Raw genomic sequence first — 19,010 nt, forward strand, 5'->3', positions numbered from 1 at the left:
CGAATTGCTTGATTCGATTTGTTAAAGAGCGGTTGGTTAAGAGCGTTTCGTCTCAACCGAGGCGCGCATTCTACGCTCTCCTCATTTGCTGTCAAGCGTTTATTTTGAAGTTTTTTACCGCTGCTTTCTTTCGAAAGCCAACAACTTCAACAACTTACCGCTTGCCTCGAAGCGTTGATCGCTGCGAGGAGGCGAATAATACGCGCTTTGAATCCAGAGTCAACACCTTGTTCCAAAAACTTTTCTCAGCCGTTTCGCCCATCCCCCGGCAACTAATGAAATCGCCACGAATCTGTAGAGAACCCCACCACGGAGCGAAGCGGCCATGAGTGTCGAGCAAAGCGAGAAAACCCCAGGGCTTTCGGCAGATGAAGAGCAGGAAGTCAGCCACAACCAGCCGCCACGAGCGGCAGTGCTGCACGAGACCATTCGCTATCAGGGCGATCAGGAACTGGAACGGACCCTCGCCGCCTTGTGGTGGTCGGCTGTCGCCGCCGGTTTGTCGATGGGCTTGTCCCTGATGGCCATGGGACTGTTCTATGCCCGCCTGCCAGAAGGTGAAAGCGCCCAGGTAGTCGCCAGCATCGGCTACAGCGCCGGCTTCCTTGCCGTGATCCTGGCCCGCCAGCAACTGTTTACCGAGAACACCCTGACTGCGGTGCTGCCGGTCATGACCAGCCCTACCCTTGCCAACTTCGGCCGCCTTCTGCGGCTTTGGGGCGTAGTGCTGCTGGGCAACCTGGCGGGTACCCTGCTGGTGGCCTGGGTGATGCTCGAGCTGCCGATCTTCGACAGCAAGACCGACATGGCGTTTCTGGAGATCGGCCGCAAGGTCATGAGCAACGACATCAGCCAGATGTTCGCCAAGGGCATCGTCTCGGGCTGGATGATCGCCACCATGGTATGGATGATCCCGTCGATGGAGAACGCCAAGATCTGGATCATCCTGATGATCACCTACCTGATGGCCATTGGCGACTTCACCCATATAGTAGTGGGCTCGGTCGAGGTGTCCTACCTGGTATGGGCCGGCGAAGAAACCTGGCGCAGCTTCTGGCTGGAGTTTGCCTTGCCGACACTGGCCGGCAACATCATAGGCGGTAGTTTCATTTTCGCGCTCATCAGCCACGCTCAGGTGCGCAGTGACAGTGGCAAGGCACCCTCGCGGCTGTTGGAGCACGAGCGGGCGCAACGCCAGCGCAGCAAAGACGACACCAAGTGACACTAGCGCGCCGCAACGCTTCGCTCATTCTTCAGGCTGCGCTGACGCACCGGGCGGGGCTGCCACCAGTTCTGCCCGGCATGCGGCGAGTCGAGGCTCACCCGCTCGCCCATCTGCGGCGTACTGAGCCGTACCTGGGCCTGGCTTGCCAACGCCAGGATGCGCTCGAAGGGTTCCTGCCAGCCGTGGGTGGACAAGTCGAACGTGCCATTATGGATCGGCAGCATCCAGCGCCCGCGTAAATCCAGGTGGGCCTGCAGGCTCTGCTCTGGCTGCATGTGCACATCAGGCCAGGCGAGATTGTAGGCGCCGGTCTCGACCAGGGTCAGGTCAAACGGCCCAAAGCGCTCGCCAATCAGCTTGAACCCGTTGAAATAGCCCGTATCGCCACTGAAGAACACCCGTACGCCTTGGTCGATGATCACCCACGACGCCCACAAGGTGCGATTGCTGTCCAACAGCCCACGCCCGGAAAAGTGCTGGGCCGGGGTAGCAATGAAACGCACACCCTGCACTTCGCTTTCCTGCCACCAGTCCAGCTGACGCACCTTCGCTGGCGCAACGCCCCAACTGATCAGCAGCTCACCCACGCCAAGCGGGGCCAGGAAAACCCCGGTTCGCGAGGCCAGCTGGCGGATTGCCTGCTCGTCGAGGTGATCGAAATGGTCGTGCGACAACACCACCGCCGCCAGTGGCGGCAGTTGGTCCAGCCCCAGCGGGGGCGCATGGAACCGCTGCGGGCCGGCCCACTGCACCGGTGAGGCGCGTTCGGCGAATACCGGGTCGGTAATGAAGAAGCGCCCCCGCAACTTCAGCAATACCGTGGAATGGCCCAGCCGCCACAAACTGCGGTCTGGCGCATCGAGCACCTGCTGGCGGGTCATCGGTTGCAGGCTGACCGGCGTGGTTGGCCGGCTATTCGGCGGTTTGCGCAGGAACAGGTACTTCAGACCGATGCGCAGCTTCTTCAGCACGCCATCTTTCGGTAGCTGCGCCTGATTGTGAAAACGCCCGTCACGCTGGGGCGCCGGGTCACCGGCAGCATTGGCCAAAGGAACCATCAGCAACACTCCTAGCAACAGGAAAGTCCGCATGTTACCCCACAGTGATCGCATCAACCGTGAATTGGCTTGTAAGGTCATTTTTCAGTGGGGCGACACTGTTCGACAATATTCATGCGATTTATGCGATAAACGGTACCCCGGCAGAAGAACATGACCATGATGCACAGCCGCAGCGGCAAAGGCCTTTCGTTCGTCAAGCGCATCTACCCGCCACGTGTGGTGGGCATGGGCATCGGCCTGTTCAGCGTCATGGCTGGCGTGGCCCCGCAATCCCCGCCCACCTGGGTGTGGGGCCTGATGCTGTTCAATGGCCTGTTGTGGCCCCACGTCGCCTACTTGTGGGCGAGCCGGTCGGCAACCCCGTACCGGGCCGAGCAACGCAACCTGTTGCTGGACTCGCTGCTGGGCGGTTTCTGGGCCGCCGCCATGCACTTCAACCCGCTGCCGACCGTGACCGTGCTGTCGATGATGACCATGAACAACGTGGCCGCCGGGGGCCGGCAATTGGTGCTCAAAGGGGCTGTTGCGCAACTGGCCGGGATTCTGGTCGGCACCCTGCTGCTCGCCCCAGGCCTGCAATTGAATGCCACTGCACTGCAGATATACGCCTGCCTGCCCATGCTGACGCTGTACCCCCTGGCCCTGGGCTGGGTGTGCTACCGGCTGGCAATCCAGCTGGGCGACCATAAACGCCGGCTCAGCGCCCTGAGCCTCACGGATAGCCTCACCGGGTTGCTCAACCACGGCGCCTGGAAAGACCTGTTGCTCGTCAAATACCAAAAATGCAAACAGCAAAAGGCACACGCGGTGATCGCCTTGATCGACATCGATCATTTCAAGACCATCAACGACACCTTTGGCCACGTGGTTGGCGACTGCGTACTGCGCCAGCTCAGCGCCGAGCTGCGCCGCAACCTGCGCGAGTGCGACCAGGCCGGGCGCTACGGTGGCGACGAATTCTGCGTGATCCTGCCTGGCACCAGCGAAGCCCAGGCCTGCCAGATCATGGAACGCCTGCGTGAGCAGGTTTCCGGGTATCGCAACGCGCAGCTCCCTCACCTGCGCATCAGCCTGAGTATTGGCCTGTCGCCTTTCAATGCCAGCCTGGAGTCACCGGAACATTGGCTGCAAGAGGCAGACAAGGCGCTATACACTGCCAAGCACGCTGGCCGCGACCGGGTGAATTTTGCCGGTGGCGCAGCTACCGCACTGAAGCTGGCCTATCCTGATTGAACCTGCTGCCTCACTGCCTGGCAGGAGGTTTCCTGAAGGAGCCGCTCGCGCATGGCCAGGACTGCCAACCTCCTACCCGCCAGCCCTACCCCACGTTTCCAAGTGCGTAACCTGATCGCCGGCTTCAGCACCGTTTACGGTCTGGCTTGCATGGTCATTCTCGGCGCACTGTTCAACATCGCCGCAACCCTCGACCAGCAAGAGCGCGAACGCAGCGCCTTCCATGCCAATCAAGCGCTGGAGCAACGGTTACTGGCGTCGCGCCAATTCCTGTCCAGTTATGCCGTATGGGAGGACGCCTTGCAGCACTTGTCTGGCGAAGCCGACTGGCAGTGGGCCTATGATGAAAAGAACATAGGTGAATCGCTGTACAGCGCCAGCGGCTATGAAGGCGTGTTCGTCGTGGAAAACGGCCGCACCACCTATGCCCTGTTCAAAGGCCAGCCCAGCCCCGCAGGCGTAGGCACGTACATAGATGCCCCTATCCAGCCGATCATCGACCAGGCCCGAGCGGCAGCCATTGCCCGCGAGCAGATCACCCGCTTCGTGCTGTTCAATGGCTGGCCGGCCGTGCTCACCGCCGCGGCCATACGGCCAGATCGCGATGTTACTGAAGGCGAAGTGAGCCAGGCGCCGGTCTTGCTGTTCGTCGACCAGCTGACCGAGGCCAAACTGGCGCAGCTGGGTAAGCGTGCGGGCCTGGCCGGCATGCGCGTTGAGAAGGAAGACGCACAAGCCCACCACCACCTGCGCATCAACCTGGGCGACACCGGTTACCATCTGTCGTGGAACAGCGTGTTGCCTGGGCGCCAGCTGCTAGGGGCGGTATTGCCTGCCCTGCTCAGCGCCCTGCTGATCCTTGGGCTGGTCATGCTCTACCTGTGCCGCCATGCGTGGCGCAGCTCCCGGGCCATCGGCTTGACGCTTGCCCACCTGCAGCATAGCAACCTGGCGCTGGAGGCCAGCGAGCAACGTTTTCGCGCGGTGGCCGAGTCGGCATCGGACTGGATCTGGGAGACCGATCGGCACCACCGCCTGACCTACTTGTCGCAACGCTTTGCCAGCGTGACGGGCTACCCGGTCGAAGACTGGCTCGGCCAACCGCTCAACCAGTTGCTGGCCTGCGACACCACGCCCTTGTCGCCCTGGCTGGATGCCCTGGCCACCGCTGACCCACAGCAGCTGGCCAACCTGCGCTGCACCTACCGCGACCAGAATGGCCAGAACCGCTATTGTCGGATTTCCGCCCGCGCCATCTGGCACCAGGACACGGCCGTGGGTTTGCGCGGCACTGCCAGCGATATCACCGACGAAGTCGACGCCCATGCGCGTATTCAGCACCTGTCCTTGCACGACCCACTGACCGGCCTGGCCAACCGCAACAAACTGGCCCGGCACCTGGAACAGGCCCTGCTGCGCGGTACAGACTCACCGCCGTTGACCCTGTTGCTGCTTGACCTGGACAACTTCAAGCCAATCAACGACTCACTCGGCTATGCGGCTGGCGATGCGGTACTGCAGGAAGTGGCAGCCCGCCTGCGCGACACCACCCGCGACGGTGACCTGGTGGCGCGGTTGGGCGGGGACGAGTTCATCGTGGTACTTGGCGGCATGGACAACCGCCAGGAGATCGACCGCTTCTGCGCGCGCCTGATCGGCTTGCTGCAACAACCGGTCATGTTCGACAGCCAACCCCTGCACATTGGCGCCAGCATCGGCATCGCCCAGACCCGCACCCAGGGCTTCGACGCCGGCGAGCTGATTCGCTGTGCCGACATCGCCCTGTACCAGGCCAAGGCAGACGGCAAGAGCACCTGGCGCTACTTCGCCAGCGAAATGAACCAGCAGATCCAGTACCGGCGGCAACTGGAGAACGACCTGCGCCGCGCCCTGCGCAACCAGGAGTTCGAGTTGCACTATCAGCCGCGCTACCGCCTCAGCGACCTGCGCGTGGTCGCGGTCGAGGCGCTGATACGCTGGCAGCACCCCCAGGAAGGGCTGCTGGGGCCGGATACCTTCATCCCGCTGGCCGAACAGAGCGATATCATTGTCGCGCTGGGCCGCTGGGTGCTGCACGAGGCCTGCCGCACCGCCCTTGACTGGCCTGCAGACATCCTGGTGTCGGTCAACCTGTCACCGGCGCAGTTCCTGCGCAGCGATGTGGTGCAAGACGTGCGGGAAATCCTGCTGGGCACGGCATTCCCGGCGCAACGCCTGGAACTGGAGATCACCGAGAATGTGATGCTCAACGACATCGAGGGCGCGCTGGGGACCATGCTGTCGCTCAAAGAACTGGGCGTGCGCCTGAACATGGACGACTTCGGTACCGGCTATTCATCGCTGGGTTACCTGCGAACGTATCCTTTCGACAGCCTCAAGATCGACAAGCGCTTCATCAGTGGCCTGAGCACCAACGGCGGCAGCGACCGTGCGGTGGTCCAGGCCATCATCAACCTGGGCAAGGCAATGGGGCTGACCGTTACGGCCGAGGGCGTGGAAACCGAACAGCAACTAGCCATGCTGCAAATGGACCGCTGCCATGAAGTACAGGGCTATTACCTGAGCCGGCCACTGGATACCGCGGCCATGCGGGCGTTGCTGCAGCGCCCCCGGTAGGCGCGGGTCGAGCCGCCTCTGCACGGTTGCGCGGCAACGCCTCGATCAACCCAACGGGCGCGAGCGGGCCTCAGCCAGTAGGCTGCACACGCCGCTCGGCGATGATTTCCGGCAAGTCGCCGCGGCGCAGGTAGATGCGCAGCGGCTCTGCGATGTTCAAGCGGTCATCCACGTGCTGGTCCAGCAACAGTGCCAGGCGCTCCCGGCACAGGGCCATGCGCTGCCCCTGCTCGGGGCGCCAGACAAACTCGCTGCAGGGGGTGATGCTGGCGTCAGCGACATCCATACCGAACGCGTCTTCGGAAAAACGCACGATATGAACGCCGCGCTTGTCATGAAAGCCGACGAAGCCTTTGAGCTGGTCAGCTGCGTTGCAGATGTCCTGGGAAGTAATGGCCATGGCGTAACCTCGTGATGAAATCGGAAGATACGCACGCTGGGCAGCACAGGGTCGCCTCTGCCGGGCGCCTCGCCAGTCCAAGCCTAATGCAAGCAGCCGTGCGTGCGCCATGACCCGGCTCAACTTCACGCCGTAGCATCGACCTCGCTGCGAAGCACCTCTGCCAGCCATTGCATGAACGCTTGCACCCGGCGGGGTACATGCCGTTGCCGCGCATACAGCAGTGACACGGACATGGCCGGCGCCTGCCAGGCCGGCAGCAGTGCGACCAGTTCGCCGCGCTGCAGGTGTTCGGCCACCCCCACCGCCGGTACCTGTATCAGCCCCAGCCCGGCCAGGCAGGCTGCCGAGTAGGGCCCATCACGAGGTTCTTACCATGACCCGCAAGATTGCCCTGATCACCGGCGCAAGCCGCGGCCTTGGCCGTAACACCGCCGAGCATCTGGCCGCCCGTGGCATCCACATCATCGGCACCTACAACAGCAAGGCGCAAGAAGCACAGGCCGTGGCGGCCACGCTGGAGCAGGCAGGTGTGAAGGCGACCATGCTGCAACTGGATGTGGGTGACGCCAGCAGCTTTGCCGGCTTTGCCGAGCGGCTGGCGGCTGCCTTGCAGCAGCACCACGGTCGCCAACGTTTCGACTTTCTGGTGAACAATGCCGGCATCGGGTTGAACGTGCCGTATACCGAAACCAGCGAGGCGCAGTTCGACCAACTGCTGAACATTCAGCTCAAAGGCCCGTTCTTCCTCACCCAGCGCCTGTTGCCACTGCTGGTCGATAACGGCCGGATAATCAACATTTCGACCGGGCTGGCACGGTTTGCCCTACCCGGGTACGCCGCCTATGCCGCCATGAAAGGCGCGATGGAAGTGCTGACCCGCTACCAGGCCAAGGAACTGGGCGCCCGCGGCATTCGCGTGAACATCCTGGCGCCGGGGGCCATCGAGACCGATTTTGGCGGGGGCGTCGTGCGGGACAACCCGCAGGTGAATGACTACATTGCTGGCAACACCGCGCTGGGACGGGTGGGTTTGCCGGATGATATCGGCGCGGCGATCGCCTTGTTGCTGGAAGACGGTAATGGCTGGATCACCGGGCAGCGCCTGGAGGTTTCGGGCGGCATGTTCCTGTAGTGGCGGGTGCCCGGGCCCCGGCTCACGGCTCATGCACTTGCACGCTCGCAGTCATCCCCGCACTCAGGGTCACGCCGTCGGGCACCTGGTCCAGGCGGATTCTCACCGGTATCCGCTGGGCCAGGCGCACCCAATTGAAGGTCGGCTCAACCTCAGGCAGCAGCTGGCTGTCCGGGTTGCTGTTGCTGTCGGTGATGCCGCGGCTGATGCTTTCTACATGCCCCTGCATGGGTTCACCCGCGCCCATCAGCCAGACCTTTACCGGGTCACCCACGCGAATGCGCGGCAGCTTGGTTTCCTCGAAGTAGGCCTGGATATAGAACGTCGAATCGTCCACCAAGGCCATCACCGACTGGCCGGTGTTCACGTAGTTGCCTTCGGCCAGGCGCAGGTTGGTGATGTGCCCGCTGCGCGGCGCACGCACTTCACTGCGCGCCAGGTTGATTTTCGCCACCTGCAGCTGCGCCTGGGCTTCCTGCAACTCGCCACGGGCGATGGCAGCATTGATCTGCGCGTTCTCCCGCAGCTCGGCACTGATCGCCTCGGGCCCCAGGGCGGTACGCCGGGCTGCTTCACTCTCGCGCAGGCGCAGCTGCTGGGCGCGGGTTTGCGTCACCGCACTGGCCTGGTCGAACGCGGCCTGGAAGCGCTCGCGGTCGATGCTCATCAACAGCTCACCCGCCTTGACCTGCTGGTTGTCATGCACCTTGAGCTGGCGCACCCAGCCGGAAACGTCAGGTGCAATCACCACCACATCGGCGCGCACACGGGCATCCCGGGTCCAGGGGGTAAGCATGTAGTACTGCCACAGTTGGTAACCGGCCAACACGGCCAGGGCCACCACACACAGGGTTACAAGAGTACGTACGGCCGCACGCATCGAAACACTCCTTTAAAAAGCTCCCAGCAGGCGTACCACCAGGAACAGCACACAAACGAAAACCGCCGCATCGAACAGCGCTTCATGCCAGATCCAGCGCGCCAACGGCGTGGCCTGCACCAGCAGGCGCAGCAGGCCGGTAAGCACCAGCGCCAGCAACACATAAAGCAGAAACGGGCTGAGCAGCACGCCCCCCACTTCCCATTCACGCAACCCCATGGGCTTCCTCCTGCCAGCGGCACCACTTGCCCCAGCTTTTCTGCAATTGCAGCACCGCGCCCTCGGCCAACCGCAGCGGGTCGCTCGCAGGCTGGCGGTGCAACGCAGCAATGAACCGTTCGCTGGCACTGTCCAGCTGTTGCCCGCGCCCGGCGGCAGGCCCTTTGGCCAGTACCGCCTCCACTTGCTGCAGGTACTCCCGCTCGGCGCCGCCCAACGGCGCCTGCGCGACCGCCAGGCACATGCGCAGGTGCACCAGTTCATCACCGATATCCAGCCCGTGCAGGCCATCGTCCCAGCGCTTGCGCTCGCCCTCGGGCAACTCGCTGGCATGCCGCGCCAACTGCATCAGGCGGTCGGCCATGCGCCCGCCGAACCAGGTATCGGCCCCGCGCAGGTCACGCCGGGTCAGGCGCACCAGGTCACTCTGGGTTGCAGCACGCAGGCGCCGCCCAAGCCAGGCCGGGTGACGGAACACCAACAAGCGAAACGCCATGACCGCTGCCGACACCCCTACCAGCATGGCCAAGGCACTGTTGAGCATGGTCGCCACGCTGAACTGCATGGCATTCACCGGCGACACCAGTACGATGAAGTGCAGGCAATAAGAGGTGGCAGTGGCGCCGGTACGCGGGTGGGCCATGCCCAGCGCGCCGAACAACAGCGGCACCCCCATGCCCAGGCAAAGCAGCGCGAAGCTGCTCCATTGCGGCAGCAGAATCTGCCCGACCAGGAACGCTGCCGGTATGGCCAGGCAGATCCCGCGCAGGAAACTCAAGCCAATCTGCGCGCCATTCTCGCGGCTGGCGAACAGGCTGCAGACCACACAGGTCAGCACCAGGCCGCCCGGCGCCGAAGGCCAGGCGGTGGCCAGCCAGAAAGCGCTCATCACCAGAAACGCCAGTGCGCTACGCGAACCGAACAGCAAGGCCAGCGACCAATCGCGGTGCACGGCCAGGCCTTGGCCGACATCCTTCGGCGCCGTGCCCGTTTCCACAGCCTCCAGCGCCTGGCCGGCGGCCATGGCGTAATCCAACAGCAGGGCCATGCGCGCCAGGCAGTAATGCTCAACCGAACTTATATGCTCATCGTGCGCGGCATCCCAGACGCGCTGGCGCAGCAACAACAGGCTGGGCTGGTCGGGCTTGTCGAGCAGCGCCCGAACTTCAGACAACCAGGGGGCCAGGTGTTCCGCCTGCTGCTCATCCAGTTGCCGCCACTGCCGGCGCACCGACCGGGAAATACGCAACAGCACCATCAGCTTCTGGCTTAGCCCCCGAATGGCTCGGGCACGCTGACGCCCGCGGTTGCCTTCGAACCAGGCATGCTCGCGCTGGCTGTCGATGGCAACGATGCGCCCCAGGCTCTCCAGCAAGCCCCTGCGTGCATCGTCCTCGCCACCCAGCATCGCACTGGCGGCCTGCAGGCCGTTCTGCCAGGCCTGACGCGCCTGGCCGCCAAGCTGCTGCTCGACCCGCATCGGCCAGAGCAAGGCACTGCTGGCCGTGGCGCAGCAAATACCCAGGCTGATCTCGGTGCAGCGGGCCACCGCCTGGTCGAACACCTGCAGCGGGTGGTCGATGGCCGGCAAGGTGATGATCGCTGCCGTGTAGCCGGCCAGCACGAAGGCATAGGCCCAGGCACTGCGCAACTGGGTAGAGGCGGCGGTGCACAAGGCCAGCCACAAGGCCAGGGCAATCAGAAACAGCCCCGGGGTCTGGGCGAACAGGCCCAGCAGCACCACCGCCATGACCGTACCGACAAAGGTGCCGGCCAACCGCGCCAGGCCTTTCTGCACCACCATGCCAGACAGCGGCTGGGCAACGATAAACGCCGTCATCAATGCCCAGGACGGCTGCTCCAGGCCCCAACGCATTGCCAGCCACAACGCCAGGCCACCACCGAGCAGGGTTTTGATGGCGAACTTGATGGCGAGGGGGGTGGGGGCGAACAGGGCCTGAAGCGTGATGGGCACTGGGCGAACCTTGCGGGGAGGGTAGTAGTGAAAAGATAGACAATGGCGCAGAGAATAAAGTGAAAATGAATAATTAGCTAGCTACTCATCTTCATTGCAATCCAACTGCCGCGTCAGCGCACGCCACGCTGCGCGATGGCTGGCTTGAGCCCTGTGGCCCGGCAGGCCACACGCAAATGCCAGGCAAAAAAAATGGGCGACCGAAGTCGCCCTAAATGCCTTGCGTGCTCGTGTACCCGGAAGGTCAGCGCGGCTTGCGCTTGTTCGAGTCCTTCCAGATGAAAATGCCCAGACCGGCAAAGAAAGCAACCATCAGCCCGACCGTTACCACACCGGCGATAACCACATTGTCGAAGAACATGCTGGCCTCCCCATTCGTTTGCCGTTGTCCGATGGGAGAACGTTAACCAATGTCGGGCGAGGGAAAATTGATCAGGGTCAATGGTGCCCGGGCCCGGGCACACGAGGCAGGTGCAGGGTTGACCTGCGTCAAGTTTCAGCGCTTGTTCGGCTTACCCTTGGGCTTCTTTTTCTTGCCGGTGTTCAACGGCAGAGCCTGCTCGAATGCATTGCGCATCTCGTTCAGGCGTTTTTCCTTGAGGTCATGCACGCGCTTGGCGCGTTCAGCATCGAAATCGATAAGGTTGTCTTGGCTCATGGGTGGGCTCGACGATCAACGGAGACTTGCATGATGAAGCCCGACGCAGGCGCTGACCAGCCCCGTGTCAGACTTCGATGTCCACCAGCAGCCCTTGGCGGTTGGGCTCGTCCATCAATGGCACGACCGGGACAGTATTGTCGGCGTTGACCTCGTCGCCAGGCTCGGGGTTGTAGCGCCCTTCCCCACGCTGCTGGCGCCGTTGCTGCTGGCGGCGCTGCTCATCACGCAACAGCAGTGCCTGCTCCTGTGGATCGCGCTGCTGCTTGAGGTCGATGGCAGTTTCGCCGGACGCAGGCTGCGCCGGTACCACCGGCTTGATGTCGGGGGTAGGTTTGACCGGGTCCTGTTGCGAGGTCACCGGGGCGGCACTGAGCGGTATGATCGGCGGCAGCATGGGCGTTCTCCTATGCCCGCTGTATCGGCAGGCGCGGCATTACCTTGATCTCAGGCCCAGCCTTTACTCCACATCATCGTCAGGCTCGTCGTCACTGGGCGGGCTGGCTTCGCTCCAGGGGCGCTTGTAGACCTGCTGCCAGACCGCATCCATGTGGTCACGCAACACTTGCGGGGCGTTCTTGAGCGAAGCGCTGTCGGTGCGCTCGCCCCCCACCGGGTCCTCGCCTGCGGGGCTGATCAGCGACTGCCCGGTAATGGTGTAGCTGGCCTGCCCTTCACGCATTTCGATGGCGATGTCGTGGGGGTCGATACCCCCGCCGCAAAAGGCGTGACTGGCAACTGTCACTTCGGCCACGCCATCTTTGTTCAGGTCGCTGACGTCACTGACATCCGTATAGAAGTCGACATCCAGGTCCAGGCCGGGACACGTGGTTTCCTGCTCGATCTGCCAGCGGGCCTTGAACGCATCGCTTTGCGCCGTGCGCCCGTACAAGGTGGCCTTGAGCACCACCTTGTCGACCTCCTGCTCGCTTTCCGGGTCGCTGGCCTGGCCATCGCTGCGGCTCAATACCAGCAGCCCTTCGCCATCGCGGTCGCGAAAATGCACGCTCTTGATCGGCGCCTGCACGCCCAGCACTTCAAGCTGATCGGTGGGAATGGGGGCCAAAGGCTCGAAGGTTTTCTGCTCGCAGGCACTGAGCAGCAACAGGCTGCCCACGGCCATGGAAGCGCTGATCCAGCTGTGCTTGGCAGACATGTTGGTGCGTGGCCCTCGTCGGCGGTGCGGTACAGAGCGGTGAAACGGCTAGACTGATGGCTTTCGGCACCATTAGGTGCGCTCGGCACTTTGGTCTCACCGGCCGATCCGTTAACATAATCGGCTTTTTCATCGCGGGAGTTCAGGCAGTATGGCGCAGCAGTATCAACCGGGGCAACGCTGGATCAGCGACAGCGAAGCAGAGCTCGGCCTGGGTACCATCCTGGCGCAGGATGGCCGCCTGTTGACCGTGCTCTACCCGGCCACTGGCGACACGCGCCAGTATTCCCTGCGCAATGCGCCGCTGACTCGCGTGCGCTTCGCGCCAGGTGACCAGATCACCCACTTCGAAGGCTGGAAGCTGACCGTACGCGAGGTCGAGGACATCGACGGGCTGATGGTCTACCACGGCCTCGACGGGCAGAACCAGCCGCGCACCTTGCCGGAAACCCAGCTGTCGAACTTCATTCAGTTCCGCCTGGCCAGCGACCGCCTGTTTGCCGGGCAGATCGACCCTTTGGCGTGGTTCAGCCTGCGCTACAACACACTGCAGCACACCAGCAAGCAGATGCAGTCGGCGCTGTGGGGGCTGGGCGGTTGCCGCGCTCAGCCAATCGCTCACCAGTTGCACATTGCCCGCGAAGTCGCCGACCGCAGCGCGCCGCGGGTACTGCTGGCCGACGAAGTGGGCCTGGGCAAGACCATCGAGGCTGGCCTGGTCATTCACCGCCAGTTGCTGACGGGCCGGGCCAGCCGAGTACTGATCCTGGTGCCGGAGAACCTTCAACACCAGTGGCTGGTAGAAATGCGCCGGCGCTTCAACTTGCAGGTGGCGCTGTTCGACGCCGAACGCTTCATCGAAAGCGACGCCAGCAACCCGTTCGATGACGCCCAGTTGGCACTGGTGGCCCTGGAGTGGCTGGTAGAGGACGAGAAGGCCCAGGATGCGCTGTTTGCCGCCGGCTGGGACCTGATGGTTGTCGATGAGGCTCACCACCTGGTCTGGCACGAGGACCAGGTCAGCGCCGAATACGCCCTGGTCGAGCAACTGGCCCAGGTGATTCCTGGCGTACTGCTGCTTACCGCTACCCCTGAACAGCTTGGCCAGGACAGCCACTTCGCTCGCCTGCGCCTGCTCGACCCCAACCGTTTCCACGACCTGGCCGCCTTCCGCGCCGAAAGCGATCACTACCGCCCGGTCGCCGAAGCCGTGCAAGAGCTGCTCGACGAAGGCCGCCTGTCGCCGAAGGCACACGCCACCATCCAGGGCTTCCTGGGGGCTGAGGGCGAAGCGCTGCTGGCCGCGGTCAGCGATGGCGATACCCAGGCCAGCGCGCGGCTGATCCGTGAGCTGCTCGACCGCCACGGCACCGGCCGAGTGCTGTTCCGTAACACCCGCGCGGCGGTCCAGGGCTTCCCGGAGCGCCAACTGCACCCTTACCCGGTGGCCATGCCCGAGCAATACCGCGAGCTGCCGCCAGGCGAGAAAGCCGAGCTGTACCCGGAGGTCGCCTTCCAGGCACAGGGTGACAGCACCGACAACGAGCGCTGGTGGCGTTTCGACCCAAGGGTCGACTGGTTGATCGACACCCTGAAAATGCTCAAGCGCACCAAGGTGCTGGTCATCTGTGCCCACGCCGAAACCGCCATGGACCTGGAAGACGCCCTGCGCGTGCGCTCCGGCATTCCGGCCTCGGTGTTCCATGAGGGCATGAGCATTCTGGAGCGCGACCGGGCAGCCGCCTACTTTGCCGATGAAGAGTTCGGCGCCCAGGTGCTGATCTGCTCCGAGATCGGCAGCGAAGGCCGCAACTTCCAGTTTTCGCACCACTTGGTGATGTTCGACCTGCCGGCCCACCCGGACCTGCTGGAACAACGTATCGGCCGTCTGGACCGTATCGGCCAGAAGCACACCATCCAGTTGCATGTCCCCTACCTGCAGGGCAGCCCGCAGGAACGCCTGTTCCAGTGGTACCACGAAGCGCTCAACGCGTTCCTCAACACCTGCCCGACCGGCAACGCCCTGCAGCACCAGTTCGGCCCACGCCTGCTGCCGCTGCTCGAAGGCGGCGACAGCAAGGCCTGGGACAGCCTGGTCGCCGACGCCCGTCACGAACGCGAGCGCCTGGAAGCCGAACTGCACACCGGCCGCGATCGCTTGCTGGAGCTGAACTCGGGCGGCGCGGGTGAAGGCGAGGCGCTGGTAGAAGCCATCCTCGAGCAGGACGACCAGTTCGCCCTGCCGATCTACATGGAAACGCTGTTCGACGCCTTTGGCATCGACAGCGAAGACCACTCCGAGAACGCCCTCATCCTCAAGCCGAGCGAAAAAATGCTCGACGCCAGCTTCCCGCTGGGCGACGACGAAGGTGTGACCATTACCTACGACCGCGCCCAGGCGCTGTCGCGCGAAGATATGCAGTTCCTGACCTGGGAACACCCGATGGTGCAAGGCGGCATGGACCTGGTGCTGTCCGGCTCCATGGGCAATACCGCCGTCGCCCTGATCAAGAACAAGGCGCTCAAGCCCGGTACCGTGCTGCTCGAACTGCTGTTCGTCAGCGAGGTGGTGGCACCGCGAAGCTTGCAACTGGGGCGTTACCTGCCCCCTGCGGCACTGCGCTGCCTGCTCGATGCCAACGGCAACGACCTGGCCTCGCGCGTGGCCTTCGAAACGCTCAACGACCAGCTTGAAAGCGTGCCACGGGCCAGCGCCAACAAGTTTGTCCAGGCGCAGCGCGACGTGTTGGCCAAGCGCATCAGCGGTGGCGAAGAGAAGATCCTGCCCACCCACGTCGAGCGTGTGGCGGAAGCCCAACGCCGCCTGGCAGCGGAGGCCGACGAAGAACTGGCGCGCCTGCTCGCCTTGCAAGCGGTGAACCCAAGCGTGCGTGACAGCGAAATCGACGCCCTGCGCAAGCAGCGCGAAGAGGGCATGGCAATGCTGGAAAAAGCTGCCCTGCGCCTGGAAGCCATTCGTGTACTAGTCGCCGGCTGACGCCATACCAGCACCCCTCCCCCTGGGCAGCGCAGGTGCCCGCGAAAACCGGCGTAGCCGGTGCCTGGCATCGTGCCAGGCACATCGCGGGCACGCCGCCCTTGGGCGGGTGCCATATTTCCGACAGCGATTAGGTTGATAACCAAATCGTAGAAATCAATGTGCCATTATCCAGGAAGGCTTAAACACTTGTTCCTATACTGCCTCTGGGCAGTCTGCACAGGGTTGTAGCGCAGACGAGTGAAAACTCGATCGAGAGGCATTCCATGGAGTGGCTGGGCCTGCAACTGTTCGCCGACTTGCCGGCAACCGGACGTATCCTCCTCGATTGTCGGCATGAGCCGCTGCTGGTTCTACTCGCCTACGTAGTAGCCTGCGCAGCCTGTTTCGCCACCCTCGACATGGCCGAGCGCCAGTCCCACAGCGAAGACCCTACCGCCCACCGGCAATGGAACGTACTTGGCGCCTGCTGCCTGGCCGGCGGCATCTGGGCCATGCATTTCATCAGCATGCTGGCCTTTCAGGCATCCGTCGAAGTGCACTACGACCTGCCGCTGACCATCCTTTCCCTGCTCATTGCCCTGGCGGTTGCCTGGCTGGCCATGCGCAGCCTCGATCGCAAGGACATGCGCACGCCACACATCGTCCAAAGCGCGGTACTGATCGGCATGGGTATCGTCCTCATGCACTTTGTCGGCATGGCCGCGATGCAAACCGGCGCCCGGCAGTACTACCAGACCGGCCCGCTGCTGGGTGCTGCCATCATCGCCCCGCTCACCAGCCTGCTGGCATTGTACCTGGCGCGCAACTTTCGCAATGGCAGCGGCACCCTGTACCAGGCCGCGAAGTACGGCGCCAGCCTGCTGATCGCCGCGGGCATGGTGGCTTCCCATTTCACGGCGATGTCGGCGATGACCCTGGTCATCCCCAGCGATACCGCACTGCGCTTGCCGTCTGGGGATAACAGCCTGCAACTGGCGCTGGGCATCGGTTTCATCACCTTGCTGATCAGTGGTGCCAGCATCAGTGCGGCCCTGGCCGACAAGAAGCTGCAAAGCAAGGAGCATGACCTGCGCCGGGTCAGCGTGCTGCTCAGCGAACTGGACCAGGCCCGCGCGTCACTGCAGCAGGCAGCGCACTACGATGCACTGACCAACCTGGTCAACCGCCGTGGTTTCAACCAACTGTTCGCCGAACGCCTGGCCGAGCACCTGGCCAGCGAAAGCCGCCTGGCGGTGATGTTCCTGGATGTCGACCATTTCAAACGCATCAATGACAGCCTTGGCCACCACGCTGGCGATGAATTGCTCAAGGTCATTGCCAACCACATCAAGGCCGCGACCCGCAGCCAGGACCTGGTGGCACGCTTTGGTGGCGATGAGTTCTGCGTGGTCACCAGCCTCAACAGCCGCGACGAAGCCCGCCACCTGGCCCAGCGCATCATGCAACGCATGAAAGACCCCATCGAGCTTTGCGGCAGGCGCATGGTGATGACCACCAGTATCGGGGTCAGTATCTTTCCGGATGATGGCAGCAGCGCCGAAGAGCTGCTCAAGCATGCGGACCTGGCCCTTTACCAGTCCAAGGACAACGGCCGCAACAGCCTGAATTTTTTCAATGACAGTCTCAAGGCACGCGCCTCGATTGCCCTGCAACTGGAAGAAGAGTTGCGACTGGCGCTGCTGGAAGAGCGCGGCCTGTGCGTGCATTACCAGCCGATCTTCGACCAGCGCACTGGGCGGGTGGCCAAGCTGGAGGCCCTGGTACGCTGGCAGCACCCCCAGCATGGGCTGCTTGGGCCCGACCGGTTCATCGGCATAGCCGAAACCAACGGCCTGATCGTCGACCTCGACTTGTGGGTGTTGCGGCACGCCTGCGCCGACCTGGCACTGCTGCAGCGCGGCGGCCACGGCGACCTCAAGGTAACGGTCAACTGCTCGGCGGTGACCCTCAGCCATGACGAACTGCCAAACGAGGTGGAGAAGGCCTTGTTCCACGCCGGGGTCTCAGCGCACCAGCTGGAGCTGGAAGTGACCGAAAACGCCTTGATGGGGGATATCCAGCGCACGGTCAACCTGCTGAAACGGGTCCGTGCCCTGGGCGTCGCCCTGTCGATCGACGACTTCGGCACCGGCTACTCGTCCTTGGCCTACCTCAAGCACCTGCCCCTGGATGTGCTGAAGATCGACCGCACCTTCCTGCAAGGCGTGCCGGGCAGCCAGAAAGACCGTGAAATTGTCCAGGCAATCATCGTCATGGCGCATACCCTGCACTTGCAAGTGGTCAGCGAAGGCGTGGAAACCGAGGAACAGCAGGCGTTTCTCGCAGACCACGCCTGCGACTACCTGCAAGGCTTTCTGCTCGGGCGGCCAATGCCCTGGGCCGAGCTGCAACCCATGCTGGACCGGCTGCAGCGCACCCTCGTGGTGTTTACCCCTTGCTGCGATACAGCGTTACCAGGGTCGCCGGATCTTTATGCAGGTACCCCTGGCTACCGTGCAGGCGCATCAGTTGCGCGGCGAGGCCACTGAGCGGTGTTGCCGAACCTTGCTCGCGCGCGAACTTGACCGCGCCGTCCAGGTCCTTGAGCAAGGTGCGCACGTGCCATTTGACCGGCTCGAAGCGGCTCTCGGCCATTTGCGGTGCCAGGATCTGCAACGGCCTGGAATCGGCAAAACCACCGGCCAGCGCCTCGGCCAGCAGCGTGGCGTCCACCCCGGCCTGCTCGGCCAGGGCCACCACTTCGGCAATCACCAGCGCATTGCAGGCGACGATCATCTGGTTGCACGCCTTGGTCACCTGGCCTGCGCCCACCGCCCCCATGTGCGTGACACGCTGGCCCAGCACCTCAAGTACCGGCTGAGCGCGCTGCAGGTCCGCCGCTTCGCCACCGACCATGATCGCCAGCGTGCCAGTTTCGGCACCGGCAGTGCCGCCTGACACCGGCGCATCGAGCCAGGCCATGCCGCACAGCGCTGCCAGCTCGGCCGCCATTTCTCGGGTGGCAGTAGGCTCCAGGCTCGAGAAGTCGATCAGCAACTGGCCACCACGGCCACCCTCGGCAACGCCTTGCTCGCCAAACACCACCTCACGCACCACCGCCGTGTCGGCCAGGCACAACAACACCATGTCGCTGTCGCGGCACAGTTCGGCCGGGCTGCCAGCCAGACGGGCACCGGCGGCGACCAGCGCGGCGCACTTGTCCGGGCTACGGTTCCAGACCGTCAGCGGATAGCCCGCAGCCAGCAACCGGCGGCACATGGGCAAGCCCATCAGGCCAATGCCGGCAAAACCAAGCGAAGGTAGTGCAGTGTTCATCAATGACTCCCGTCAGATTCGATATCGAGCTGGTGTGCGGGGCAACCTCATTACGCATCCCGTAAACTGTTACCGCCACGCCGAATTGTTACTTACCTCTACCCGCCCTGAGCAGCAGCGAGCACCAAAACGAGGC

At 63.5% G+C, this 19,010-nt stretch carries 16 protein-coding genes and 1 pseudogene; 6 read left to right on the forward strand and 11 right to left on the reverse strand.

Annotation, left to right across the window (positions count from 1 at the left end):
* Nucleotides 1-325: 325 nt before the first annotated feature.
* Nucleotides 326-1,222, forward strand: coding sequence for a formate/nitrite transporter family protein (locus EGJ22_RS08795; protein ID WP_029885168.1), 897 nt, complete (start codon nt 326-328; stop codon nt 1,220-1,222).
* A 2-nt stretch (nt 1,223-1,224) separates the two neighbouring features.
* On the opposite strand, the gene EGJ22_RS08800 is transcribed toward EGJ22_RS08795, so the two are convergent.
* A complete protein-coding gene (locus tag EGJ22_RS08800; protein ID WP_029885167.1) occupies nt 1,225-2,316 on the reverse strand; it encodes an MBL fold metallo-hydrolase in 1,092 nt (363 codons plus the stop codon).
* A gap of 129 nt (nt 2,317-2,445) precedes the next feature.
* Between EGJ22_RS08800 and EGJ22_RS08805 the strand changes: the two genes are divergently transcribed.
* Nucleotides 2,446-3,519: a diguanylate cyclase gene (locus EGJ22_RS08805; RefSeq protein ID WP_029885166.1), complete on the forward strand. Its 1,074-nt coding sequence runs from the start codon at nt 2,446-2,448 to the stop codon at nt 3,517-3,519.
* A gap of 51 nt (nt 3,520-3,570) precedes the next feature.
* The gene (locus tag EGJ22_RS08810; protein WP_029885165.1) at nt 3,571-6,135 is read left to right on the forward strand and encodes an EAL domain-containing protein; all 2,565 of its coding nucleotides are present in this window, start codon (nt 3,571-3,573) and stop codon (nt 6,133-6,135) included.
* Between the two features lie 70 nt (nt 6,136-6,205).
* Here the strand turns inward: EGJ22_RS08810 and EGJ22_RS08815 are convergent, their stop codons facing one another.
* Both EGJ22_RS08815 and EGJ22_RS08820 read right to left on the reverse strand, forming a co-directional pair.
* Complete coding sequence (locus tag EGJ22_RS08815) at nt 6,206-6,535, reverse strand: DUF2025 family protein (RefSeq protein ID WP_029885164.1); 330 nt, start codon at nt 6,533-6,535, stop codon at nt 6,206-6,208.
* Between the two features lie 125 nt (nt 6,536-6,660).
* A pseudogene (locus EGJ22_RS08820) lies at nt 6,661-6,888 on the reverse strand (LysR substrate-binding domain-containing protein); the annotation flags it as partial.
* Between the two features lie 23 nt (nt 6,889-6,911).
* Here EGJ22_RS08820 and EGJ22_RS08825 point away from each other — a divergent pair.
* Nucleotides 6,912-7,670, forward strand: coding sequence for an SDR family NAD(P)-dependent oxidoreductase (locus EGJ22_RS08825; RefSeq protein ID WP_029885162.1), 759 nt, complete (start codon nt 6,912-6,914; stop codon nt 7,668-7,670).
* Nucleotides 7,671-7,692: 22 nt separating this feature from the next.
* On the opposite strand, the gene EGJ22_RS08830 is transcribed toward EGJ22_RS08825, so the two are convergent.
* From EGJ22_RS08830 to EGJ22_RS08850, 7 genes are all read right to left on the reverse strand, one after another.
* Complete coding sequence (locus tag EGJ22_RS08830) at nt 7,693-8,550, reverse strand: HlyD family secretion protein (RefSeq protein WP_029885161.1); 858 nt, start codon at nt 8,548-8,550, stop codon at nt 7,693-7,695.
* A gap of 12 nt (nt 8,551-8,562) precedes the next feature.
* The gene (locus tag EGJ22_RS08835) at nt 8,563-8,769 is read right to left on the reverse strand and encodes a DUF1656 domain-containing protein (protein WP_009684629.1); all 207 of its coding nucleotides are present in this window, start codon (nt 8,767-8,769) and stop codon (nt 8,563-8,565) included.
* The gene (locus tag EGJ22_RS08840) at nt 8,756-10,744 is read right to left on the reverse strand and encodes an FUSC family protein (RefSeq protein ID WP_029885160.1); all 1,989 of its coding nucleotides are present in this window, start codon (nt 10,742-10,744) and stop codon (nt 8,756-8,758) included. Before EGJ22_RS08840 ends, EGJ22_RS08835 begins: the two co-directional genes overlap by 14 nt.
* Nucleotides 10,745-10,988: 244 nt before the next feature.
* Nucleotides 10,989-11,105, reverse strand: coding sequence for a cytochrome c oxidase subunit CcoM (ccoM, locus tag EGJ22_RS26785; protein ID WP_003254862.1), 117 nt, complete (start codon nt 11,103-11,105; stop codon nt 10,989-10,991).
* Between the two features lie 135 nt (nt 11,106-11,240).
* Complete coding sequence (locus tag EGJ22_RS26100; protein ID WP_172828378.1) at nt 11,241-11,402, reverse strand: hypothetical protein; 162 nt, start codon at nt 11,400-11,402, stop codon at nt 11,241-11,243.
* A 67-nt stretch (nt 11,403-11,469) separates the two neighbouring features.
* Complete coding sequence (locus tag EGJ22_RS08845; protein ID WP_029885159.1) at nt 11,470-11,799, reverse strand: hypothetical protein; 330 nt, start codon at nt 11,797-11,799, stop codon at nt 11,470-11,472.
* Nucleotides 11,800-11,862: 63 nt separating this feature from the next.
* Nucleotides 11,863-12,558 carry a M949_RS01915 family surface polysaccharide biosynthesis protein gene (locus EGJ22_RS08850; RefSeq protein ID WP_009684624.1) on the reverse strand — a complete coding sequence of 232 codons (696 nt, stop codon included), beginning with the start codon at nt 12,556-12,558 and terminating at the stop codon, nt 11,863-11,865.
* Between the two features lie 151 nt (nt 12,559-12,709).
* Here EGJ22_RS08850 and rapA point away from each other — a divergent pair, with 151 nt between their 5' ends.
* The gene (gene rapA, locus EGJ22_RS08855; protein WP_029885158.1) at nt 12,710-15,556 is read left to right on the forward strand and encodes an RNA polymerase-associated protein RapA; all 2,847 of its coding nucleotides are present in this window, start codon (nt 12,710-12,712) and stop codon (nt 15,554-15,556) included.
* Between the two features lie 266 nt (nt 15,557-15,822).
* The gene (locus EGJ22_RS08860) at nt 15,823-18,087 is read left to right on the forward strand and encodes a bifunctional diguanylate cyclase/phosphodiesterase (RefSeq protein ID WP_029885157.1); all 2,265 of its coding nucleotides are present in this window, start codon (nt 15,823-15,825) and stop codon (nt 18,085-18,087) included.
* On the opposite strand, the gene EGJ22_RS08865 is transcribed toward EGJ22_RS08860, so the two are convergent.
* Nucleotides 17,987-18,874 carry an NAD(P)-dependent oxidoreductase gene (locus EGJ22_RS08865; protein ID WP_064314257.1) on the reverse strand — a complete coding sequence of 296 codons (888 nt, stop codon included), beginning with the start codon at nt 18,872-18,874 and terminating at the stop codon, nt 17,987-17,989. The two genes, EGJ22_RS08860 and EGJ22_RS08865, sit on opposite strands and share 101 nt — an antisense overlap.
* Nucleotides 18,875-19,010: the final 136 nt, after the last annotated feature.

Origin of the sequence: Pseudomonas sp. p99-361 (genome assembly GCF_003935475.1) — a bacterium.
Lineage (GTDB): Bacteria > Pseudomonadota > Gammaproteobacteria > Pseudomonadales > Pseudomonadaceae > Aquipseudomonas > Aquipseudomonas juntendi.

Bases quoted from the DNA above. Each gene is read 5' to 3' on its own strand.
- EGJ22_RS08805 (WP_029885166.1), top strand. From the start codon at position 2,446: ATGCACAGCCGCAGCGGCAAAGGCCTTTCGTTCGTCAAGCGCATCTAC.
- EGJ22_RS08815 (WP_029885164.1), bottom strand. From the start codon at position 6,535: ATGGCCATTACTTCCCAGGACATCTGCAACGCAGCTGACCAGCTCAAA.
- rapA (WP_029885158.1), top strand. From the start codon at position 12,710: ATGGCGCAGCAGTATCAACCGGGGCAACGCTGGATCAGCGACAGCGAA.
- EGJ22_RS08800 (WP_029885167.1), bottom strand. From the start codon at position 2,316: ATGCGGACTTTCCTGTTGCTAGGAGTGTTGCTGATGGTTCCTTTGGCC.
- EGJ22_RS08835 (WP_009684629.1), bottom strand. From the start codon at position 8,769: ATGGGGTTGCGTGAATGGGAAGTGGGGGGCGTGCTGCTCAGCCCGTTT.
- EGJ22_RS08860 (WP_029885157.1), top strand. From the start codon at position 15,823: ATGGAGTGGCTGGGCCTGCAACTGTTCGCCGACTTGCCGGCAACCGGA.
- EGJ22_RS26100 (WP_172828378.1), bottom strand. From the start codon at position 11,402: ATGAGCCAAGACAACCTTATCGATTTCGATGCTGAACGCGCCAAGCGC.
- ccoM (WP_003254862.1), bottom strand. From the start codon at position 11,105: ATGTTCTTCGACAATGTGGTTATCGCCGGTGTGGTAACGGTCGGGCTG.
- EGJ22_RS08795 (WP_029885168.1), top strand. From the start codon at position 326: ATGAGTGTCGAGCAAAGCGAGAAAACCCCAGGGCTTTCGGCAGATGAA.
- EGJ22_RS08865 (WP_064314257.1), bottom strand. From the start codon at position 18,874: ATGAACACTGCACTACCTTCGCTTGGTTTTGCCGGCATTGGCCTGATG.
- EGJ22_RS08845 (WP_029885159.1), bottom strand. From the start codon at position 11,799: ATGCTGCCGCCGATCATACCGCTCAGTGCCGCCCCGGTGACCTCGCAA.
- EGJ22_RS08810 (WP_029885165.1), top strand. From the start codon at position 3,571: ATGGCCAGGACTGCCAACCTCCTACCCGCCAGCCCTACCCCACGTTTC.
- EGJ22_RS08830 (WP_029885161.1), bottom strand. From the start codon at position 8,550: ATGCGTGCGGCCGTACGTACTCTTGTAACCCTGTGTGTGGTGGCCCTG.
- EGJ22_RS08850 (WP_009684624.1), bottom strand. From the start codon at position 12,558: ATGTCTGCCAAGCACAGCTGGATCAGCGCTTCCATGGCCGTGGGCAGC.
- EGJ22_RS08825 (WP_029885162.1), top strand. From the start codon at position 6,912: ATGACCCGCAAGATTGCCCTGATCACCGGCGCAAGCCGCGGCCTTGGC.